Source organism: Tabrizicola flagellatus (assembly GCF_008271465.1).
In the GTDB taxonomy this organism is placed as follows: Bacteria; Pseudomonadota; Alphaproteobacteria; order Rhodobacterales; family Rhodobacteraceae; genus Tabrizicola; species Tabrizicola flagellata.
Genome location: NZ_VMDU01000012.1, coordinates 17,128 through 37,963, shown reverse-complemented (window position 1 = coordinate 37,963; position 20,836 = coordinate 17,128). Strand labels below are relative to the sequence as shown.

At 64.9% G+C, this 20,836-nt stretch carries 18 protein-coding genes and 1 tRNA gene; all 19 read left to right on the top strand.

Going from position 1 to position 20,836, the window contains the following annotated elements; all coding sequences use genetic code 11:
* Nucleotides 1-14: 14 nt before the first annotated feature.
* The 19 genes from FL625_RS14145 to FL625_RS14055 all read left to right on the top strand — a co-directional run bounded on the left by FL625_RS14145 (nt 15) and on the right by FL625_RS14055 (nt 20,805).
* Nucleotides 15-90 (top strand) — tRNA-Trp (locus tag FL625_RS14145).
* A gap of 105 nt (nt 91-195) precedes the next feature.
* The gene (locus tag FL625_RS14140) at nt 196-714 is read left to right on the top strand and encodes a hypothetical protein (protein WP_149589330.1); all 519 of its coding nucleotides are present in this window, start codon (nt 196-198) and stop codon (nt 712-714) included.
* Between the two features lie 175 nt (nt 715-889).
* Nucleotides 890-1,081 (top strand): preprotein translocase subunit SecE, encoded by a 192-nt coding sequence (secE, locus tag FL625_RS14135; protein ID WP_149589329.1) that lies wholly within the window; start codon nt 890-892, stop codon nt 1,079-1,081.
* Between the two features lie 155 nt (nt 1,082-1,236).
* Complete coding sequence (gene nusG / locus FL625_RS14130; RefSeq protein WP_149589328.1) at nt 1,237-1,770, top strand: transcription termination/antitermination protein NusG; 534 nt, start codon at nt 1,237-1,239, stop codon at nt 1,768-1,770.
* Between the two features lie 91 nt (nt 1,771-1,861).
* Nucleotides 1,862-2,314, top strand: a complete 453-nt coding sequence (gene rplK / locus FL625_RS14125) for a 50S ribosomal protein L11 (RefSeq protein ID WP_149589327.1) — start codon at nt 1,862-1,864, stop codon at nt 2,312-2,314.
* Nucleotides 2,315-2,319: 5 nt separating this feature from the next.
* A complete protein-coding gene (gene rplA, locus FL625_RS14120) occupies nt 2,320-3,018 on the top strand; it encodes a 50S ribosomal protein L1 (RefSeq protein ID WP_149589326.1) in 699 nt (232 codons plus the stop codon).
* 223 nt (nt 3,019-3,241) lie between these two features.
* Entirely contained in the window at nt 3,242-3,757 is a 516-nt protein-coding gene (gene rplJ / locus FL625_RS14115; protein WP_149589325.1) for a 50S ribosomal protein L10, read from the top strand.
* A 66-nt stretch (nt 3,758-3,823) separates the two neighbouring features.
* A complete protein-coding gene (gene rplL / locus FL625_RS14110; protein WP_135448038.1) occupies nt 3,824-4,207 on the top strand; it encodes a 50S ribosomal protein L7/L12 in 384 nt (127 codons plus the stop codon).
* Between the two features lie 236 nt (nt 4,208-4,443).
* Nucleotides 4,444-8,577: a DNA-directed RNA polymerase subunit beta gene (gene rpoB / locus FL625_RS14105; RefSeq protein ID WP_149589324.1), complete on the top strand. Its 4,134-nt coding sequence runs from the start codon at nt 4,444-4,446 to the stop codon at nt 8,575-8,577.
* Between the two features lie 81 nt (nt 8,578-8,658).
* A complete protein-coding gene (gene rpoC, locus FL625_RS14100; protein ID WP_149589323.1) occupies nt 8,659-12,909 on the top strand; it encodes a DNA-directed RNA polymerase subunit beta' in 4,251 nt (1,416 codons plus the stop codon).
* 402 nt (nt 12,910-13,311) lie between these two features.
* Entirely contained in the window at nt 13,312-14,190 is an 879-nt protein-coding gene (locus tag FL625_RS14095; RefSeq protein WP_235019420.1) for a DMT family transporter, read from the top strand.
* A gap of 268 nt (nt 14,191-14,458) precedes the next feature.
* Nucleotides 14,459-14,830 (top strand): 30S ribosomal protein S12, encoded by a 372-nt coding sequence (rpsL, locus tag FL625_RS14090; RefSeq protein WP_103259202.1) that lies wholly within the window; start codon nt 14,459-14,461, stop codon nt 14,828-14,830.
* Between the two features lie 11 nt (nt 14,831-14,841).
* Nucleotides 14,842-15,312 (top strand): 30S ribosomal protein S7, encoded by a 471-nt coding sequence (gene rpsG / locus FL625_RS14085; RefSeq protein WP_149589322.1) that lies wholly within the window; start codon nt 14,842-14,844, stop codon nt 15,310-15,312.
* A 12-nt stretch (nt 15,313-15,324) separates the two neighbouring features.
* A complete protein-coding gene (gene fusA / locus FL625_RS14080; protein ID WP_149589321.1) occupies nt 15,325-17,442 on the top strand; it encodes an elongation factor G in 2,118 nt (705 codons plus the stop codon).
* A gap of 83 nt (nt 17,443-17,525) precedes the next feature.
* Nucleotides 17,526-18,701 carry an elongation factor Tu gene (tuf, locus tag FL625_RS14075; RefSeq protein WP_149589320.1) on the top strand — a complete coding sequence of 392 codons (1,176 nt, stop codon included), beginning with the start codon at nt 17,526-17,528 and terminating at the stop codon, nt 18,699-18,701.
* Nucleotides 18,702-18,826: 125 nt separating this feature from the next.
* Nucleotides 18,827-19,135, top strand: coding sequence for a 30S ribosomal protein S10 (gene rpsJ / locus FL625_RS14070; protein ID WP_149589319.1), 309 nt, complete (start codon nt 18,827-18,829; stop codon nt 19,133-19,135).
* 13 nt (nt 19,136-19,148) lie between these two features.
* Nucleotides 19,149-19,871 (top strand): 50S ribosomal protein L3, encoded by a 723-nt coding sequence (gene rplC, locus FL625_RS14065; protein ID WP_149589318.1) that lies wholly within the window; start codon nt 19,149-19,151, stop codon nt 19,869-19,871.
* Nucleotides 19,868-20,488 (top strand): 50S ribosomal protein L4, encoded by a 621-nt coding sequence (rplD, locus tag FL625_RS14060; protein ID WP_149589317.1) that lies wholly within the window; start codon nt 19,868-19,870, stop codon nt 20,486-20,488. The genes rplC and rplD overlap by 4 nt, the downstream gene beginning before the upstream one ends.
* A complete protein-coding gene (locus FL625_RS14055) occupies nt 20,485-20,805 on the top strand; it encodes a 50S ribosomal protein L23 (RefSeq protein ID WP_149589316.1) in 321 nt (106 codons plus the stop codon). The genes rplD and FL625_RS14055 overlap by 4 nt, the downstream gene beginning before the upstream one ends.
* Nucleotides 20,806-20,836: the final 31 nt, after the last annotated feature.

Genomic DNA, 20,836 nt, shown 5'->3' with positions numbered 1-20,836 from the left:
CCCAGCCTCCGCGTAGGGGTATAGCTCAGCTGGTAGAGCGACGGTCTCCAAAACCGTAGGTCGCGGGTTCGAGCCCTGCTGCCCCTGCCATCCCTCCCATCACAGGACGCGGCCGGCACTTGCGAGGAAACCCCAGGTGGGTCGCGCACGTTCCGTTTCCATCAGACCTGATCAGACAGGACATGGAGACATCTCATGCGTCACGCAGGAAAGGCGGCAGTCGCCGCGCTCATCGCCAGGCTTGGCACTCCGCTTGCCGCCGCCGTGGACAAGGTGGCGAAGCTCGATGCAATGGTCGATGGTTCAGCCATCGGCAACGCACAGGCAGCGGAATACTGGGCGAACCTCGAGGCCGATCTGGAGAACGCCATCGCGGCGCGGGTCGCCGACCGGCTGGCAGCAGAGAGGGGCACGCCGGACGACCAGGGCCGGATCGACGGTACCCGGATCAAGGTGGACATCCGCGAAGTCGAACTGGCCAGCGCCTTCGAGCGCACGCTGAACCTGGGCGACCCGGTGCTGGTGGGGCAGGTGACCATCGTGGACGACACCGACCACGGCAATGCGGACGGCTACGAACTGACGGTCTTGCTGCAGAGTGCGAACGTGGTCGTGCCCGAAGGCACGACACTGGTGCTCTCGACCGATACTTCGGATGCCTACAACGGCCTGGTGAATGCCTTCGCGGATGACATCGTCAGCCGCCTGAAGTAAGGCAGCGCGACAGCCTCGCACCCCTTGGGACCGAGCGGTGCGGGGCGCCTGCCTGCCGGATCGGGCATCCGGCTGGCCGGCTGACGGTCGACATCCATCTTCTCCCCTTCCGGTCGCGCTTGAAATCCGGCGGCGAAGACCGTATCTCCGCCCGGACCCTAGCCTCGGAATCCCCATGTCCACGACGAACCCGCTCCAGTTTCTCCAGCAGACGCGCGCCGAAATCGCAAAGGTGGTCTGGCCCACGCGTCGCGAGGTGCTGCTGACCACGCTCATGGTCTTCATCCTGTCTGCGCTGGCGGCGACATTCTTCAGCTTGATCGATCTGGCGATCCGCACGGCGCTGAGCTACATCATCGGCGCCTGACCCCGGTTTCCTCTTGAAAAGGCGACGGGCAGGGGATAGACCCCGCGCCAACCAAAGGGACACCGGCGCGCATCGATTCGGGGTGCGCGCTGTTTTTTGTTCCGGGACAGGATGAAGATGGGCCGAACGGCCCGGGCAGCAAGGAAGCAGGCACGATGGCGAAGCGCTGGTATTCGGTGAGCGTTCTCTCGAACTTCGAGAAGAAGGTGGCCGAGCAGATCAAGACCGCCGTCGCCGAGGCCGGCCTGCAGGACGAGATCGACGAGGTCCTGGTGCCGACCGAAGAGGTGATCGAGGTCCGCCGCGGCAAGAAGGTCACGTCCGAACGCCGCTTCATGCCGGGCTATGTGCTGGTGCACATGGAAATGTCGAACCGCGGCTATCACCTGATCTCGTCGATCAACCGCGTCACCGGCTTCCTTGGTCCCCAGGGCAAGCCGATGCCGATGCGCGACAGCGAGGTCAACGCGATCCTGAACCGGGTCGAGGAAGGCCAGGAGGCGCCGCGCAACCTGATCCGTTTCGACATCGGCGAGACGGTGCAGGTGACGGACGGCCCGTTCGAGGGCTTCTCGGGCATGGTCGAGGATGTGGACGAGGCGCACAGCCGCCTGAAGGTCACCGTGTCGATCTTCGGCCGGGCGACGCCCGTGGAACTGGAATTCACTCAGGTCTCGAAAGGGGCCTGAGGAAGCGCGTGGGAGGCGAGCGCCCTTTCGGGGGTGACGGACCGGACCACTAAACCGCATCTCCGGATGCAGTGACAGAGGAGAAGGCCAGATGGCCAAGAAGATTATCGGCAGCCTCAAGCTGCAAGTGAAGGCCCAGCAGGCCAACCCGTCGCCGCCGGTCGGCCCCGCGCTGGGTCAGCGCGGGCTGAACATCATGGCCTTCGTGAAGGAATTCAACGCGAAGACCGCCGACATCCCGCCGGGCACGCCCACGCCGGTCATCATCACCTACTACCAGGACAAGTCGTTCAGCCTGGAGCTGAAGACGCCGCCGGCCTCGTTCCTGATCAAGCAGGCCGCAGGTCTGCCCCCGGTCGGCAAGCGCTCGCGCTCGAAGGGCGCGACGAAGCCCGGTCGGGAAGTCGCCGGCACGATCACCGCGGCCCAGCTGCGCAAGATCGCCGAAACCAAGATGAAGGACCTGAACGCGAACTCGATCGAGGCCGCGATGCAGATCATCCTTGGCTCGGCCAAGTCCTGCGGCATCGAAGTGAAGGGCTGAGAACCATGGCAAAAGTTGCAAAACGTATCGCCAAGGCGAACGAGCTTTTCGCGGGCAAGGCGAACCTGTCGGTCGAGGAGGCCGTCAAGCTGGTCAAGCAGGCTGCTTCGGCCAAGTTCGACGAGACCGTCGAGATCGCGATGAACCTGGGCGTCGATCCGCGTCATGCCGACCAGATGGTGCGCGGTGTGGTCGCGCTTCCGAACGGCACCGGCAAGACCGTCCGCGTCGCCGTCTTCGCGCGCGGCGCCAAGGCCGATGAGGCCAGGGCCGCGGGTGCCGACATCGTCGGTGCCGAGGACCTGATGGAGACGATCCAGTCGGGCAAGATCGAGTTCGACCGCTGCATCGCGACCCCGGACATGATGCCGCTCGTCGGTCGCCTCGGCAAGATTCTCGGCCCGCGCAACCTGATGCCGAACCCGAAGGTCGGCACCGTGACGATGGACGTGAAGTCCGCCGTCGAGGGCGCGAAGGGCGGCGAGGTCCAGTTCAAGGTCGAGAAGGCCGGCGTGATCCACGCGGGCGTCGGCAAGGTCTCGTTCGACGAGGCGAAGCTGGCCCAGAACATCCGCGCCTTCGTGGACGCGGTGTCGAAGGCCAAGCCGGCCGGCGCCAAGGGCACCTACCTGAAGAAGGTCTCGCTGTCCTCGACCATGGGCCCGGGCGTGTCGGTGGACATCGCCTCGGCGACCCAGGCGTAACGAAATCCCGACCCGCGAGGGAAGGGGCCTACCCGGGCGGAAACGCCCGGTTCTGTCCGAGACGGCGGGTGGTGCGCAAACACCATAAATCCTGCCCGAGATGGGGAACGAGATTGAAGGCGCCTTCGGGCGGTCTTGGCTCGGGAACCGTTGCGGACCCGACGCCCCCAGCGATGGGGGCAAACATGAGCCGGGGGGAAACCCCCAACCTTGGAGTGAAACTGTGGATAGAGCCCAGAAAGAGAAAGTGGTCGAAGAACTCGGCCAGATCTTCGAAAGCTCTGGCGTTGTGGTGGTTGCCCACTACACCGGGATGACGGTTGCACAGATGCAGGACCTGCGCGCGAAGCTTCGCGAAGTGGGCGGGTCCGTTCGCGTTGCCAAGAACACGCTCGCCAAGATCGCCCTGGAAGGGAAGCCCGCTGCGAAGATGGCTGACCTGCTCACGGGCATGACCGTGCTGTCCTTCTCGGAAGACCCCGTGGCTGCGGCCAAGGTCTGCGAGGCCTATGCCAAGACGAACGACAAGTTCGTCATCATCGGCGGGGCGATGGGCGACACGGTTCTGGACCAGGCCGGTGTCAAGGCCGTGGCCGCCATGCCGTCGCGCGAAGAGCTCATCGCTCAGATCGTGTCGTGCATCGGTGCGCCCGCGTCGAACATCGCCGGGGCCATTGGTGCGCCTGCGTCGAACATCGCAAGCATCCTGTCGACCATCGAGGAGAAGGCAGCCGCCTGATCCCTTCATCCCGGTTGTGGTTGACCCCGCACCGTTGGAACCCATCTCAACATACGGAACTGAAAAATGGCTGATCTGAACAAACTCGCCGAAGAGATCGTCGGTCTGACCCTCCTGCAGGCGCAGGAACTGAAGACCATCCTGAAGGACAAGTACGGCATCGAGCCGGCCGCCGGTGGCGCCGTCATGATGGCTGCTGCTCCGGGCGCTGGCGGTGCTGCCGCTGCCGCCGAAGAAGAGAAGACCGAATTCGACGTCGTCCTGACGGACGCCGGCGCGAACAAGATCAACGTGATCAAGGTCGTGCGCGAAATCACCGGTCTGGGCCTGAAGGAAGCCAAGGACCTGACCGAAGCCGGTGGCAAGGTCAAGGAAGGCGTCTCGAAGGCCGACGCCGAGGCGATGAAGAAGAAGTTCGAAGAGGCTGGCGCCAAGGTCGAACTTAAGTAATCCGTCGCGGGGGCAACCCCGTGGGAACAGCTGGCTGGGTCCGATCCGTTCGGGCCCAGCCGTGCGCGTCTTGGAAGGGCCCTTCGCGAAGGTCTCTCCCCAGGCGCGAGCCGGGTTCGGGAGCCGCCCTTCGGGACGGGCGGCACGAATGGAACCCCTCGCCCTCTTCGCAAGCGGTGCGCGCCCGTGGCCCGACGGGTGGTGCGCCAGCGAAACACGGAAAGGTGACCAGACACATGGCGCAAGCTTATGTTGGCCAGAAACGCATCCGCCGGTATTACGGGAAGATCCGCGAAGTGCTGGAGATGCCGAACCTGATCGAGGTTCAGAAGTCCTCCTACGATCTCTTCCTTCGGTCCGGCGACGGCGACAAGCCGATGGACGGCGAGGGGCTGCAAGGCACCTTCCAGTCGGTCTTCCCGATCAAGGATTTCAACGAGACCGCGGTCCTGGAATTCGTCAAGTACGAGCTGGAAAAGCCCAAGTACGACGTGGACGAATGCCAGCAGCGCGACATGACCTATGCCGCGCCCCTGAAGGTGACGCTGCGTCTGATCGTGTTCGATGTCGACGAGACCACCGGGGCCAAGTCGGTCAAGGACATCAAGGAACAGGATGTCTACATGGGCGACATGCCCCTGATGACCGCGAACGGCACCTTCATCGTGAACGGGACCGAGCGGGTGATCGTCAGCCAGATGCACCGGTCCCCCGGCGTGTTCTTCGACCATGACAAGGGCAAGACCCACTCCTCGGGCAAGCTTCTGTTCGCCTGCCGCATCATCCCGTATCGCGGCTCGTGGCTGGACTTCGAGTTCGATGCCAAGGACATCGTCTATGCCCGCATCGACCGCCGCCGGAAACTGCCGGTGACGACGCTGCTCTATGCCCTCGGCATGGATCAGGAAGGCATCATGGATGCCTACTACGACTCGGTGAACTTCAGGTATGTGAAGAACAAGGGCTGGGTCACCAAGTTCTTCCCGCAGCGCGTCTCGGGCACCCGTCCGACCTACGACCTGGTCGATGCTGCCACGGGCGAGGTGATCCTCAAGGCGGGCGACAAGGCCACGCCGCGGATGGTGAAGAAGTGGAAGGACGAGGGCACGGTCACCGAGCTTCTGGTGCCGTTCGACCACATCCTCGGCCGCTATGTCGCCAAGGACATCATCAACGAGGAAACCGGCGAGATCTGGGTCGAGGCCGGCGACGAGCTGACCTGGGAACTGGACCGCGACGGCGAAGTGAAGGGCGGCACGGTCAAGCTTCTGCTCGACCAGGGCATCACCGACATCCCGGTGCTCGACATCGACAACGTCAACGTCGGACCCTACATCCGCAACACCATGGCTGCCGACAAGAACATGGGTCGCGACACCGCGCTCATGGACATCTACCGCGTCATGCGTCCGGGCGAGCCGCCGACGGTGGAGGCAGCCAGCGCGCTGTTCGACGCGCTGTTCTTCGACAAGGAACGCTATGACCTGTCGGCCGTGGGCCGGGTCAAGATGAACATGCGCCTCGACCTCGACAAGCCGGACACCCAGCGCACGCTGGACCGGGAGGACATCATCGCCTGTGTCAAGGCGCTCTGCGAGCTGCGCGACGGCAAGGGCGAGATCGACGACATCGACCACCTCGGCAACCGCCGGGTGCGCTCGGTCGGCGAGCTGATGGAGAACCAGTATCGCGTGGGCCTGTTGCGGATGGAGCGCGCGATCAAGGAACGCATGTCGTCGGTCGAGATCGACACGATCATGCCGCAGGACCTGATCAACGCCAAACCGGCGGCGGCCGCTGTCCGCGAATTCTTCGGTTCATCGCAGCTGTCGCAGTTCATGGACCAGACCAACCCGCTGTCGGAAGTCACCCACAAGCGCCGTCTCTCGGCCCTCGGGCCGGGCGGTCTGACCCGCGAGCGCGCGGGCTTCGAGGTGCGTGACGTCCACCCGACGCACTACGGCCGGATGTGCCCGATCGAGACGCCGGAAGGCCAGAACATCGGCCTCATCAACTCGCTGGCCACCTTCGCCCGGGTGAACAAGTACGGCTTCATCGAGACCCCCTACCGCAAGGTGATCGACGGCAAGGTGACCGACGAGGTCGTCTACATGTCGGCCACCGAGGAAATGCGCCACACCGTCGCCCAGGCGAACGCGGCGCAGGACGCCGAGGGGCGTTTTACCGACGACCTGATCTCCAGCCGGAAGGCCGGGGAATTCATGCTGAACCCGCCGGACGCGATCGACCTGATCGACGTGTCGCCGAAGCAGCTGGTGTCGGTCGCGGCCTCGCTGATCCCGTTCCTCGAAAACGACGACGCCAACCGCGCTCTGATGGGCTCGAACATGCAGCGTCAGGCCGTGCCGCTCCTGCAATCCGATGCCCCCTTCGTCGGCACCGGGATCGAGGCGGTCGTCGCGCGTGACTCGGGCGCGGCCATCATGGCGCGCCGGGCCGGCGTGATCGACCAGGTCGATGCGACCCGTATCGTTGTCCGCGCGACCGAGATGCTGGAACCGGGCGAGCCGGGCGTGGACATCTACCGTCTGCGCAAGTTCAAGCGGTCGAACCAGTCCTCCTGCATCAACCAGCGCCCGCTGGTGAAGGTGGGCGACACCGTGAAGCGCGGCGAGGTCATCGCCGACGGCCCCTGCACCGACATGGGCGAACTGGCCTTGGGCCGGAACGTCGTCGTCGCCTTCATGCCCTGGAACGGCTACAACTACGAGGACTCGATCCTGATCTCGGAACGCATCCTGCGCGACGACGTCTTCACCTCGATCCACATCGAGGAATACGAAGTCGCCGCCCGGGATACGAAACTGGGGCCGGAGGAAATCACCCGCGACATTCCGAACGTGGGCGAAGAGGCGCTGCGCAACCTCGACGAGGCGGGCATCGTCTACATCGGGGCCGAAGTGCAGCCGGGCGACATCCTGGTCGGCAAGATCACGCCCAAGGGCGAAAGCCCGATGACGCCGGAGGAAAAGCTCCTCCGCGCCATCTTCGGCGAAAAGGCCTCGGACGTCCGCGACACCTCGCTGCGGCTGCCGCCGGGGGCCTATGGCACGGTGGTGGAAGTGCGGGTGTTCAACCGGCACGGCGTGGACAAGGACGAACGCGCGCTCCAGATCGAGCGTGAGGAAGTCGAACGCCTCGCCCGCGACCGCGACGACGAGTTGGCGATCCTGGAACGCAACATCTACGCGCGCCTGAAGTCGCTGATCCTGGGCAAGACCGCCGTGAAGGGGCCGAAGGGCATCAAGGCGGGCTCTACCATCGACGAGGAACTGCTGTCCACGCTGAGCCGTGGCCAGTGGTGGCAGCTCGCGCTTGGCGAAGAGAACGATGCCAAGGAAGTCGAGGCGCTGCACGACCAGTTCGAGGCGCAGAAGCGTGCGCTCGACCACCGCTTCGACGACAAGGTCGAAAAGGTGCGCCGGGGCGACGACCTGCCTCCGGGCGTGATGAAGATGGTCAAGGTATTCGTCGCGGTGAAGCGCAAGCTGCAGCCGGGCGACAAGATGGCCGGCCGTCACGGCAACAAGGGCGTCATCTCGAAGGTCGTGCCGATGGAGGACATGCCGTTCCTCGCGGATGGCACCCCGGTGGACCTGGTGCTGAACCCGCTGGGCGTGCCCAGCCGGATGAACGTGGGCCAGATCCTCGAAACCCACATGGGCTGGGCCGCGCGCGGCCTCGGGCTGAAGATCGACGAGGCGCTGGCCGAGTTTCGCCGTTCCGGCGATCTGACTCCGGTACGCGAGGCGATGCGGCTGGCCTATGGCGACGAGACCTATGACGAAGCCTTCGCCGGCATGGAGCCCGAGGATCTGGTCGAGAAGGCCAGCCTCGTCACCCGCGGCGTGCCGATCGCGACCCCGGTTTTCGACGGCGCCAAGGAGGCCGATGTCAACGACGCCCTGCGCCGCGCGGGCTTTGACGAATCGGGCCAGAGCGAGGTCTTCGACGGCCGGACCGGCGAGAAGTTCAGCCGCAAGGTCACGGTGGGCGTGAAGTACATGCTGAAGCTGCACCACCTGGTCGACGACAAGCTGCACGCTCGCTCGACGGGGCCGTACTCGCTCGTCACCCAGCAGCCGCTGGGCGGCAAGGCGCAGTTCGGTGGCCAGCGTCTCGGCGAGATGGAGGTCTGGGCTCTGGAAGCCTACGGCGCCGCCTACACCCTGCAGGAAATGCTGACGGTGAAGTCGGACGACGTGGCAGGCCGGACCAAGGTCTACGAGTCGATCGTCAAGGGCGAGGACAACTTCGAGGCCGGCGTGCCGGAATCGTTCAACGTCCTCGTCAAGGAAGTGCGGGGCCTCGGCCTCAACATGGAACTCCTGGATGCGGAGGAGGAGTGACCGGAATTTTCGAAAATTCCGGGCCGGTTTCTTCGAAGAAACCGGCTCCTCTGACCGCAACCCTCTGATTGGGAAGATGAAATGAACCAGGAACTCTCGACCAACCCGTTCAACCCGGTTGCTCCGGTCAAGACCTTCGACGAGATCAGGATCTCTCTGGCATCGCCCGAGCGGATCCTGAGCTGGTCCTATGGCGAGATCAAGAAGCCGGAAACCATCAACTACCGGACCTTCAAGCCCGAGCGCGACGGCCTGTTCTGCGCCCGCATCTTCGGGCCGATCAAGGACTACGAATGCCTCTGCGGCAAGTACAAGCGCATGAAGTATCGCGGCGTCGTCTGCGAGAAATGCGGCGTTGAAGTCACGCTCCAGAAGGTGCGTCGGGAACGCATGGGCCATATCGAACTGGCCGCCCCCGTCGCGCATATCTGGTTCCTTAAGTCGCTGCCGTCCCGGATCGGTCTCATGCTCGACATGACGCTGCGCGATCTGGAACGTATCCTCTACTTCGAGAACTACGTCGTCATCGAGCCGGGTCTGACCGACCTGACCTACGGCCAGCTGATGACCGAGGAGGAATACCTCGACGCGCAGGACCAGTACGGTGCCGACGCCTTCACCGCGAACATCGGCGCTGAGGCGATCCGCGAGATGCTTGCGGCGATCGACCTCGAGGCCGAGGCCGAGAAACTGCGCGAGGAGCTGAAGGAAGCCACGGGCGAGCTGAAGCCGAAGAAGATCATCAAGCGGCTGAAGATCGTCGAGAGCTTCCTGGAATCGGGCAACCGCCCGGAGTGGATGATCCTGACCGTGCTTCCGGTGATCCCGCCGGAACTGCGTCCACTCGTGCCCCTGGACGGCGGCCGGTTCGCCACCTCCGACCTGAACGACCTCTACCGCCGCGTCATCAACCGGAACAACCGCCTGAAGCGCCTGATCGAGCTGCGCGCGCCGGACATCATCGTCCGGAACGAAAAGCGGATGCTGCAAGAGGCGGTGGATGCGCTGTTCGACAACGGCCGCCGCGGTCGCGTCATCACGGGCACCAACAAGCGCCCGCTGAAGTCGCTGTCGGACATGCTGAAGGGCAAGCAGGGCCGCTTCCGCCAGAACCTGCTGGGCAAGCGGGTGGACTTCTCGGGCCGTTCGGTCATCGTGACCGGCCCGGAACTGAAGCTGCACCAGTGCGGGTTGCCGAAGAAGATGGCGCTCGAACTGTTCAAGCCCTTCATCTACTCGCGGCTCGAGGCCAAGGGCCTGTCCTCGACGGTGAAGCAGGCGAAGAAGCTGGTCGAGAAGGAGCGCCCCGAGGTCTGGGACATCCTGGATGAGGTCATCCGCGAACACCCGGTCCTGCTGAACCGCGCGCCGACGCTGCACCGTCTGGGCATCCAGGCCTTCGAGCCCATCCTGATCGAGGGCAAGGCGATCCAGCTGCACCCGCTGGTCTGCTCTGCCTTCAACGCCGACTTCGACGGCGACCAGATGGCTGTGCACGTTCCGCTGAGCCTCGAGGCCCAGCTGGAAGCGCGCGTGCTGATGATGTCCACCAACAACGTCCTCAGCCCCGCCAACGGCAGCCCGATCATCGTGCCGTCGCAGGACATGGTCCTCGGCCTCTACTACGTCACGATGGAGCGCAAGGGCATGAAGGGCGAGGGCATGGCCTTTGCCGACATCGACGAGGTCGAACACGCCCTTGCCGCCGGCGAGGTGCATCTGCACGCCAAGATCAAGGCGCGCATCCGCCAGGTGGACGAGACCGGCACCATCGTCTGGAAGCGGTATGACACCACCCCGGGCCGTCTGCGGCTGGGGAACCTGCTGCCCCTGAACGCCAAGGCGCCGTTCGACCTGGTCAACCGGCTGCTGCGCAAGAAGGACGTCCAGACCGTCATCGACACCGTCTATCGCTACTGCGGCCAGAAGGAATCGGTGATCTTCTGCGACCAGATCATGTCGCTCGGCTTCCGCGAGGCCTTCCGCGCCGGGATTTCCTTCGGCAAGGACGACATGGTGATCCCCGACAACAAGTGGGAGATCGTGAACGAGGTCAAGGAACAGGTCGCCGGTTTCGAACAGCAATACCTCGACGGCCTGATCACCCAGGGCGAGAAGTACAACAAGGTCGTGGACGCCTGGACCAAGTGCAACGACAAGGTGACCGAGGCCATGATGGCCACGATCTCGGCGCCGCGCACCGACGAGAACGGCGCCGAGAAGGAGCCGAACTCGGTCTACATGATGGCCCACTCCGGCGCCCGGGGTTCGGTCATCCAGATGAAGCAGCTCGGCGGCATGCGCGGCCTGATGGCCAAGCCCTCGGGCGAGATCATCGAGACGCCGATCATCTCGAACTTCAAGGAAGGCCTGACCGTTCTTGAATACTTCAACTCGACCCACGGCGCCCGGAAGGGCCTGTCCGACACCGCGCTCAAGACCGCGAACTCGGGCTACCTGACCCGTCGTCTGGTGGACGTGGCGCAGGACTGCATCATCCGCGTCCACGATTGCGGCACCGAACGGTCGATCACGGCCTCGGCCGCGGTCAACGACGGTGAGGTGATCGTGCCGATGGGCGAACGGGTCCTGGGTCGCGTCGCGGCCGAGGACGTGGTCGTTCCCGGCTCGGACGAGGTGATCGTGGCCAAGGGCGAGCTGATCGACGAACGCAAGGCCGACGCCATCTCGGCGGCCGGTCTGGCCTCGATCCGCATCCGCAGCCCGCTGACCTGCGAGGCCGAGGAGGGCGTCTGCGCGCTCTGCTACGGGCGCGACCTCGCGCGCGGCACGCTCGTCAACATCGGCGAGGCGGTCGGCATCATCGCCGCCCAGTCGATCGGCGAACCCGGCACCCAGCTGACCATGCGGACCTTCCACATCGGTGGCGTGGCCCAGGGTGGCCAGCAGTCGTTCCTGGAAGCCAGCCAGGAAGGCCGGATCGAGTTCCGCAACGCGAACATCCTGAAGAATGCCGCGGGCGAGCAGATCGTGATCGGCCGCAACATGTCGATTGTCATCATCGACGAGGCGGGCCACGAACGCGCCGTCCACAAGCTGACCTATGGCGCCAAGCTGCACGTCAGGGAAGGCGAGACGGTCAAGCGGGGCACCAAGCTCTTCGAATGGGACCCGTTCACCCTGCCGATCATCGCCGAAAAGGCGGGGGTCGCACGGTTCAAGGACCTGATCGCGGGGATCTCGGTGCGCGAGGATACCGACGATGCCACGGGCATGACCCAGAAGATCGTTTCGGACTGGCGGTCTGTGCCGAAAGGCGGCGATCTCAAGCCCGAGATCATCGTGATGGACCCGGCCACGGGCGATCCGGTGCGCGGCGACAACGGCAACCCGATCACCTACGCCATGTCGGTGGACGCGATCCTGTCGGTCGAGGACGGCCAGGAACTGCGGCCCGGCGACGTGGTGGCGCGGATTCCGCGCGAAGGGGCGAAGACCAAGGACATCACCGGGGGTCTTCCCCGCGTGGCGGAACTGTTCGAGGCCCGGCGTCCGAAGGATCATGCGATCATCGCCGAATGCGATGGCTATGTGCGGTTCGGCAAGGACTACAAGTCCAAGCGCCGCATCACCATCGAGCCGGTCGATGAAACGCTGCAGCCGATGGAGTACATGATCCCGAAGGGCAAGCACATTCCGGTCCAGGAAGGCGACTTCGTCCAGAAGGGCGACTACATCATGGACGGCAACCCGGCTCCGCACGACATCCTGCGGATCATGGGGATCGAGGCGCTTGCCAACTACATGATCGACGAGGTGCAGGACGTCTATCGCCTGCAGGGCGTGAAGATCAACGACAAGCACATCGAGGTCATCGTTCGCCAGATGCTGCAGAAGTTCGAGATTCTCGACAGCGGGGACACCACGCTCCTGAAAGGCGAACAGGTCGAGAAGATCGAGCTGGACGAAGAGAACGCCAAGGCCGTCGCCCGCGGCGGCCGCGAGGCCAAGGCCGAGCCGGTCCTGCTGGGCATCACCAAGGCGTCCCTGCAGACCCGGTCGTTCATCTCGGCGGCCTCGTTCCAGGAAACGACGCGCGTCCTCACCGAGGCTTCGGTGCAGGGCAAGCGCGACAAGCTCCTGGGGCTCAAGGAAAACGTCATCGTCGGCCGGCTGATCCCGGCCGGGACGGGTGGCGCCACGAGCCGCGTGAAGAAGATCGCTGCCGAGCGCGACCACACCGTGATCGAGGCGCGCCGGTCCGAGGCAGAAGCGGCCGCGGCGCTGGCCGCGCCCATGGACGTGATGGAGCCCGAGGTCGGAAGCGACTTTGCTTCGGGCCTTGTCGACACGATCGAAAGCCGCGATTGAGAAGCACAGCCTTCGGGCAGAGATGGCCCCCGCCGGTCGTAGGACCGGCGGGGGTCCTGTTTTTCCGACCGGGGTGCCGCGCGGAGAGGCATCGAGCCCCCCCGCGCGGCGCTGCCGCGGCCCCGGGCATGGCGCCACCTTCGGGTGGCCGCCGGGGAGGCCTCCGGCGGGAGTATTTGTGCAAGGGGAAAATGCATCTTGCTCCTTTCTCAATTACTCTCCGGGTAGCCGATCGGTGCCGCCATCGGTTCGAGGAACCGATCGGCTGGCGGGCGAAGGGCCCCCAGCCCGGCCGGCCAGTGGGGCAACGACCCGCTGGGCCATGCATCGTGCCCCTGCCGGGAAGGCTTCACCTTTCCGACCGGGCTTGATACCCAGTTCCCGACAGGGAAGGACCCCGAAGTGCCGATTTCCGACAACCTGCGCGGCATCCTCCTGATGTGCGCCTCGATGGCCGCGTTCACCATCAACGACACCTTCATGAAGTCGGTGACGCAGACCCAGCCCCTGTTCCAGACCATCGGCCTGCGGGGACTGATCGCGGTGGCGGGGCTCACGATCCTCTGCCTCGCGACCGGAGCCTTCCGGTTCCGTCCGAACCGACGCGACGCGGGTCTGATCCTCCTGCGCTCGCTTGCCGACGTGGCCGCCACGGTCTTCTTCCTCGAGGCCCTGCTGCGCATGCCGCTGGCGAACCTGTCGGCGATCCTCCAGGCCCTGCCGCTGCTCATCACACTCGGCGCGGCCCTGGTCTATGGCGACAGGATCGGCTGGCGGCGGATGACCGCGATCCTCGTGGGCCTTGCCGGCGTCCTCATCATCATCCGTCCGGGGACCGAGGGCTTCGACCGCTGGTCGCTGCTCGGCCTAGCCTCGGTCGCCTGCGTGGTCGTGCGCGACCTCTCGGTGCGGCCCTTGCAGGGCCAGGTTCCATCGACCCTCGTCGCCCTGGGGGCCGCCGTCGCCGTCACGCTCATGGGCTGGACCGGCGCCGTCTTCCAGGGTTGGCAAAGGCCCGACGCCTGGGAGGCAGCCCGCGTCCTCGGCGCCGGTCTCTTCCTCATCGTCGGCTACCTGACCTCGGTCAGCGCCATGCGCCATGGCGACATCGGGTTAGTCGCGCCCTTCCGCTATACCTCGCTGCTCTGGGCCATCGTGCTGGGCTTCGTCGTCTTCGGCGATCTGCCGGATGTCTGGACCGTGGTCGGTGCGGCCGTCGTCGTCGGAGCGGGCCTTTTCACGCTCTGGCGCGAACGCCAGATCCGCTGCGCGAAGAGCTGACCCGCGGCACCCGGGGCGTCCATTGACACCCCTGGCGATTCCCCCTATACGCCCGCCAACCCGAGGGGCGAGGTGTGCCTTTGTCCCAGGGCTCAGAGCGCTTGAAGTGGTCATGATCCGGGCCGCAATGCCCCGATCCTCTGGAATTCCACCGCGTCATCCCCGAAAGGGCGATGGGTGCGGTGTTCGTGTTTTGCGATTCGCGCAGGGCACGGTCGAGAAGCGGCGTCGGGGTGGCACCCGGCGAGTATCGAAACGAGGAACGTGAATGCCGACGATTCAACAGCTGATCCGGAAGCCCCGGGAAGCAGTGGTCCGGAAGTCCAAGTCCCAGCACCTGGAATCCTGCCCGCAAAAGCGTGGGGTCTGCACCCGCGTCTACACCACCACCCCGAAGAAGCCGAACTCGGCCATGCGGAAAGTCGCCAAGGTGCGCCTGACCAACGGTTTCGAGGTCATCTCCTACATCCCCGGCGAAAAGCACAACCTTCAGGAACACTCCGTCGTCCTGATCCGTGGCGGCCGGGTCAAGGACCTTCCGGGTGTGCGCTACCACATCCTCCGCGGCGTTCTGGACACCCAGGGCGTGAAAGAGCGTCGTCAGCGTCGTTCGAAATACGGCGCCAAGCGTCCGAAGTGAGGAGATAAGAGATGTCCCGTCGTCACGCCGCCGAAAAGCGCGAGATCCTGCCCGATGCCAAGTTCGGCGACCGGGTGGTCACCAAGTTCATGAACAACCTGATGCTCGACGGCAAGAAATCCGTCGCCGAGTCCATCGTCTATGGCGCGCTTGACCGCGTGCAGACCCGCCTGAAGCGCCCCGCCGTCGAAGCCTTCCACGAAGCGCTCGACAACGTGAAGCCCTCGGTCGAAGTCCGCTCGCGTCGCGTCGGCGGTGCGACCTACCAGGTCCCCGTCGAAGTGCGCAGCGAACGCCGCGAGGCCCTTGCGATCCGCTGGCTTATCGCCGCCGCGCGCAAGCGCAACGAGAACACCATGGAAGAGCGTCTGGCCGCCGAGCTGGCCGATGCCGTGCAGAACCGCGGCACCGCTGTGAAGAAGCGCGAAGACACCCACAAGATGGCTGACGCGAACAAGGCGTTCAGCCATTACCGCTGGTAAGGAGCGCAGATCATGGCACGCGAATATCCGCTGCACCTCTACCGCAACTTCGGGATCATGGCCCACATCGACGCGGGCAAGACCACGACGACCGAGCGGATCCTGTATTACACCGGCAAGTCCCACAAGATCGGCGAAGTCCACGACGGCGCCGCGACGATGGACTGGATGGAACAGGAGCAGGAGCGCGGCATCACCATCACCTCGGCTGCGACGACCACCTTCTGGGAGCGCACCACCGACGGCAAGACCGCCGAAGGCCCGAAGCACCGCTTCAACATCATCGACACCCCCGGCCACGTGGACTTCACCATCGAGGTCGAACGCTCGCTGGCCGTCCTTGACGGCGCCGTCTGCCTTCTGGACGCCAACGCCGGCGTGGAACCGCAGACCGAAACCGTCTGGCGCCAGGCCGACCGCTACGGCGTGCCGCGGATCGTGTTCGTCAACAAGATGGACAAGATCGGTGCCGACTTCTTCAAGTGCGTCCAGATGATCAAGGACCGCACCGGCGCGACCCCCGCCCCGATCGCCCTGCCGATCGGCGCCGAGGACAAGCTGGAAGGCATCATCGACCTGGTGACCATGAAGGAATGGGTCTATCAGGGCGAAGACCTGGGCGCGACCTGGGAAATCCGCGAGATCCGCGACAGCCTGAAGGGCGAAGCGGAAACCTGGCGCGGCAAGCTGATTGAGCTTGCCGTCGAGCAGGACGACGAGGCGATGATGGCCTATCTCGAAGGCCAGGAGCCGGACGTGGACACGCTGCGCAAGCTGATCCGCAAGGGCACCCTCAACATGTCCTTCGTCCCGGTCACCGCCGGGTCCGCGTTCAAGAACAAGGGCGTCCAGCCGGTTCTGAACTCGGTCATCGACTATCTGCCCTCGCCGCTCGATATCCCGCCCTACATGGGCTACGCCCCCGGCGACGAGACCGAGACCCGCAACATCGAGCGCAAGCCCGATGACGCCGAACCCTTCTCGGCGCTGGCGTTCAAGATCATGAACGACCCCTTTGTCGGCACGCTGACCTTCACCCGTATCTACTCGGGCACCCTGAAGAAGGGTGATCAGATGCTGAACTCGACCAAGGGCAAGCGCGAGCGCGTGGGCCGCATGATGATGATGCATGCCGCCAACCGTGAAGAGATCGAAGAGGCCTTCGCGGGCGACATCATCGCGCTGGCGGGTCTGAAGGAAACCACCACCGGGGATACGCTCTGCGATCCGAACAAGCCGCTGGTGCTCGAAACCATGACCTTCCCGGAACCGGTGATCGAGATCGCGGTCGAGCCGAAATCGAAGGCCGACCAGGAGAAGATGGCGCTGGCGCTGCAGCGTCTGGCGGCCGAGGACCCGTCCTTCCGCGTGGAGACCGACCTGGAATCGGGCCAGACCATCATGAAGGGCATGGGCGAACTTCACCTCGACATCCTCGTCGACCGCATGCGGCGCGAGTTCAAGGTCGAGGCGAACATCGGCGCCCCGCAGGTGGCCTATCGCGAGACCATCTCGCGGCCGGCCGAGATCGACTACACCCACAAGAAGCAGACCGGCGGTACGGGCCAGTTCGCCCGCGTCAAGCTGGAGATCACCCCCGCCGAACCGGGCGAAGGCTACAGCTTCGAAAGCCGCATCGTTGGCGGCGCGGTGCCGAAGGAATACATCCCCGGCGTCGAGAAGGGCATCAAGTCGGTCATGGACTCGGGCCCGCTGGCCGGCTTCCCGGTCATCGACTTCAAGGTGGCGCTGGTGGACGGTGCGTTCCACGACGTCGACTCCTCGGTCCTGGCCTTCGAGATCGCGACCCGGGCGGCCATGCGCGAGGGCCTGAAGAAGGCCGGCGCGAAGCTTCTGGAACCGATCATGAAGGTCGAGGTCGTGACGCCCGAGGAATACACCGGCGGCGTCATCGGCGACCTGACCTCGCGGCGGGGCATGGTGACCGGGCAGGACAGCCGCGGCAATGCCAACGTGATCAACGCGATGGTGCCGCTGGCCAACATGTTCGGCTACATCAACAACCTGCGCTCGATGACCTCGGGCCGCGCGGTGTTCACGATGCTCTTCGACCACTACGACGCGGTGCCGGAGAACATCAGCCAGGAAATCCAGAAGAAATACGCATGACGGTGCGGCGGGGTGAACCCCGCCCTACCACCCCGTAGGCCGGTCCTCGGACCGGCGCATCTGAACCAATAGGAGAAGCCACCATGGCGAAGGCAAAGTTTGAACGGACGAAACCGCACGTGAACATCGGGACCATCGGTCACGTTGACCATGGCAAGACGACGCTGACGGCGGCGATCACGAAGTATTTCGGCGAATTCAAGGCCTATGACCAGATCGACGGCGCGCCGGAAGAGCGGGCGCGCGGGATCACGATCTCGACCGCGCATGTGGAATACGAGACGGAGAAGCGTCACTACGCGCACGTGGACTGCCCCGGCCACGCCGACTATGTGAAGAACATGATCACGGGTGCGGCGCAGATGGACGGCGCGATCCTGGTCGTGGCCGCCTCGGACGGCCCGATGCCGCAGACGCGCGAGCACATCCTGCTCGGCCGCCAGGTAGGCATCCCCTACATGGTCGTCTACATGAACAAGGTGGACCTCGTGGACGACGAGGAACTCCTGGAGCTGGTGGAGATGGAAGTGCGCGAGCTTCTGTCGTCCTACGAATATCCGGGCGACGAGATCCCGATCATCAAGGGCTCGGCCCACCAGGCGATGATCGGCGAGAGCCCCGAGATCGGCGAGCAGTCGATCCGCGCGCTGATGAAGGCGGTGGACGAGTACATCCCGACCCCGGCGCGTGCGGTTGACCAGCCCTTCCTGATGCCGATCGAGGACGTGTTCTCGATCTCGGGCCGCGGCACCGTGGTGACCGGCCGGGTGGAGCGCGGCGTGATCAACGTCGGCGACGAAGTGGAAATCGTGGGCATCCGCGACACCAAGAAGTCGGTCTGCACCGGCGTCGAGATGTTCCGCAAGCTGCTGGATCGCGGCGAGGCGGGCGACAACATCGGCGCGCTCCTGCGCGGGATCGACCGTGACGGGGTTGAGCGCGGCCAGGTGCTGTGCAAGCCCGGCTCGGTCAAGCCGCACACCAAGTTCGAGGCCGAGGCCTACATCCTGACCAAGGAGGAAGGCGGCCGCCACACGCCGTTCTTCGCGAACTACCGTCCGCAGTTCTACTTCCGCACGACCGACGTGACGGGCACGGTGAAGCTGCCGGAAGGCACCGAGATGGTGATGCCGGGCGACAACCTGAAGTTCGAGGTCGAGCTGATCGCCCCGATCGCGATGGAAGAGAAGCTGCGCTTCGCCATCCGCGAAGGCGGCCGCACCGTCGGCGCCGGCGTCGTCTCGAAAATCATCGCCTGAGGCTCTTGCACTTCCGAAGGGCGGGTTGTATCAGCCCGCCCTTCGACCCCCATTGCCTACGAACGAAACAGAACCTCTCGGGTGGGCGCCGTTGTCCAGGCCGATGTTCTAAAAGGATAAAACCGATGCAAGGTCAGACCATCCGCATCCGGCTCCGCGCCTTCGATTACCGTGTGCTGGACGCCAGCACGCAGGAAATCGTGAACACCGCGAAGCGCACGGGCGCCCAGGTTCGCGGTCCCATTCCGCTGCCGAACAAGATCGAGAAATTCACGGTTCTCCGTGGTCCGCACATCGACAAGAAGTCGCGCGACCAGTGGGAGATCCGCACGCACAAGCGCCTGCTCGACATCGTCGATCCGACCCCCCAGACCGTGGACGCGCTGATGAAGCTCGACCTCGCCGCTGGTGTGGACGTCGAGATCAAGGTTTGAGGAGGGCAGACAGATGCGCTCTGGAGTTATCGCAAAGAAGCTGGGCATGACCCGGCTGTTCCTCGAAGACGGCAAGCAGGTTCCGGTGACGGTCCTGCAGCTCGACAGCCTTCAGGTCGTGGCGCAGCGCACCGCCGAGAAGGACGGCTACACCGCCGTCCAGCTGGGCGCGGGCGTGGCCAAGGCCAAGCGGACCACCGCCGCGCAGCGCGGGCATTTCGCCAAGGCGAATGTCGCGCCGAAGCGCAAGATCGCGGAGTTCCGCGTCAGCCCCGAGAACCTGATCGAAGTCGGCGCCGAGATCACGGCGGACCACTATCTGGCCGGGCAGTATGTCGATGTCGCCGGCACTTCGATCGGCAAGGGCTTTGCCGGTGCGATGAAGCGTCACAACTTCGGCGGTCTGCGCGCCTCGCACGGGGTGTCGATCAGCCATCGTTCGCATGGCTCGACCGGCCAGTGCCAGGACCCCGGCAAGGTGTTCAAGGGCAAGAAGATGGCCGGCCATCTCGGCGCCGTGCGCGTGACCACGCAGAACCTGCAGGTGGTGCGCACCGATGCCGACCGCGGCCTCATCATGATCAAGGGCGCGGTTCCGGGCTCGAAAGGCGGCTGGGTCACGATCAAGGACGCGGTGAAGAAGCCCGCGCTCAAGGACGCCCCGCGTCCGGCTGCGATCCGCACCGCTGCGGCGCAACCTGCTGCCGAAGTCGCCGCCGAAGGGGGTGAAGCATGAAACTCGATGTGATCAAGCTGGACGGCAAGAAGGCCGGCTCCATCGACCTGGACGAAGCGCTCTTCGGCCTCGAGCCGCGCGCCGACATCCTGCACCGCGTTGTTCGCTGGCAGCGCGCCAAGGCCCAGGCCGGGACCCACTCGGTCCTCGGCAAGTCGGACGTCAGCTACTCGACCAAGAAGATCTACCGCCAGAAGGGCACCGGCGGCGCTCGCCACGGTTCCAAGAAGGCCCCGATCTTCCGTCACGGCGGCGTCTACAAGGGCCCGACCCCGCGCAGCCACGCCCATGACCTGCCGAAGAAGTTCCGCGCCCTCGGGCTGCGGCACGCGCTGTCGGCCAAGGCCAAGGCGGGCGAGCTGGTGATCCTGGAATCGGCCACGCTGGCCGAGGCCAAGACCGCCCAACTGGCCAAGATGAAGTCGGAGCTTGGCTGGAAGCGCGTCCTGATCATCGATGGCGCCTCGGTCGATGCGAACTTCGCCCTGGCCGCCCGCAACCTGGAGGGCGTGGACGTCCTGCCGACCATCGGCGCGAACGTCTACGACATCCTCAAGCGTGACACTCTGGTCATCACCAAGGCCGGTGTCGAAGCCCTGGAGGCGCGTCTGAAATGAGCAAGGCACCGAAAACCGCAGCTAGCCTGAAGCCGGAGCACTACGACCTGATCAAGAAGCCGGTCATCACCGAAAAGGCCACCATGGCCTCGGAGGCGGGTGCCGTCGTGTTCCAGGTCGCGATGGACTCGACCAAGCCGCAGATCAAGGAAGCCGTCGAGGCGATCTTTGGCGTGAAGGTGAAGGCCGTGAACACCACCATCACCAAGGGCAAGGCCAAGCGTTTCCGCGGTCGCGCAGGCGAGCGTTCGGACAAGAAGAAGGCCTATGTCATGCTGGAAGACGGTCAGACGATCGACGTGACGACTGGTCTCTGAGCTTCGGCCTGAGTGAACTGAGAGAGCCCCT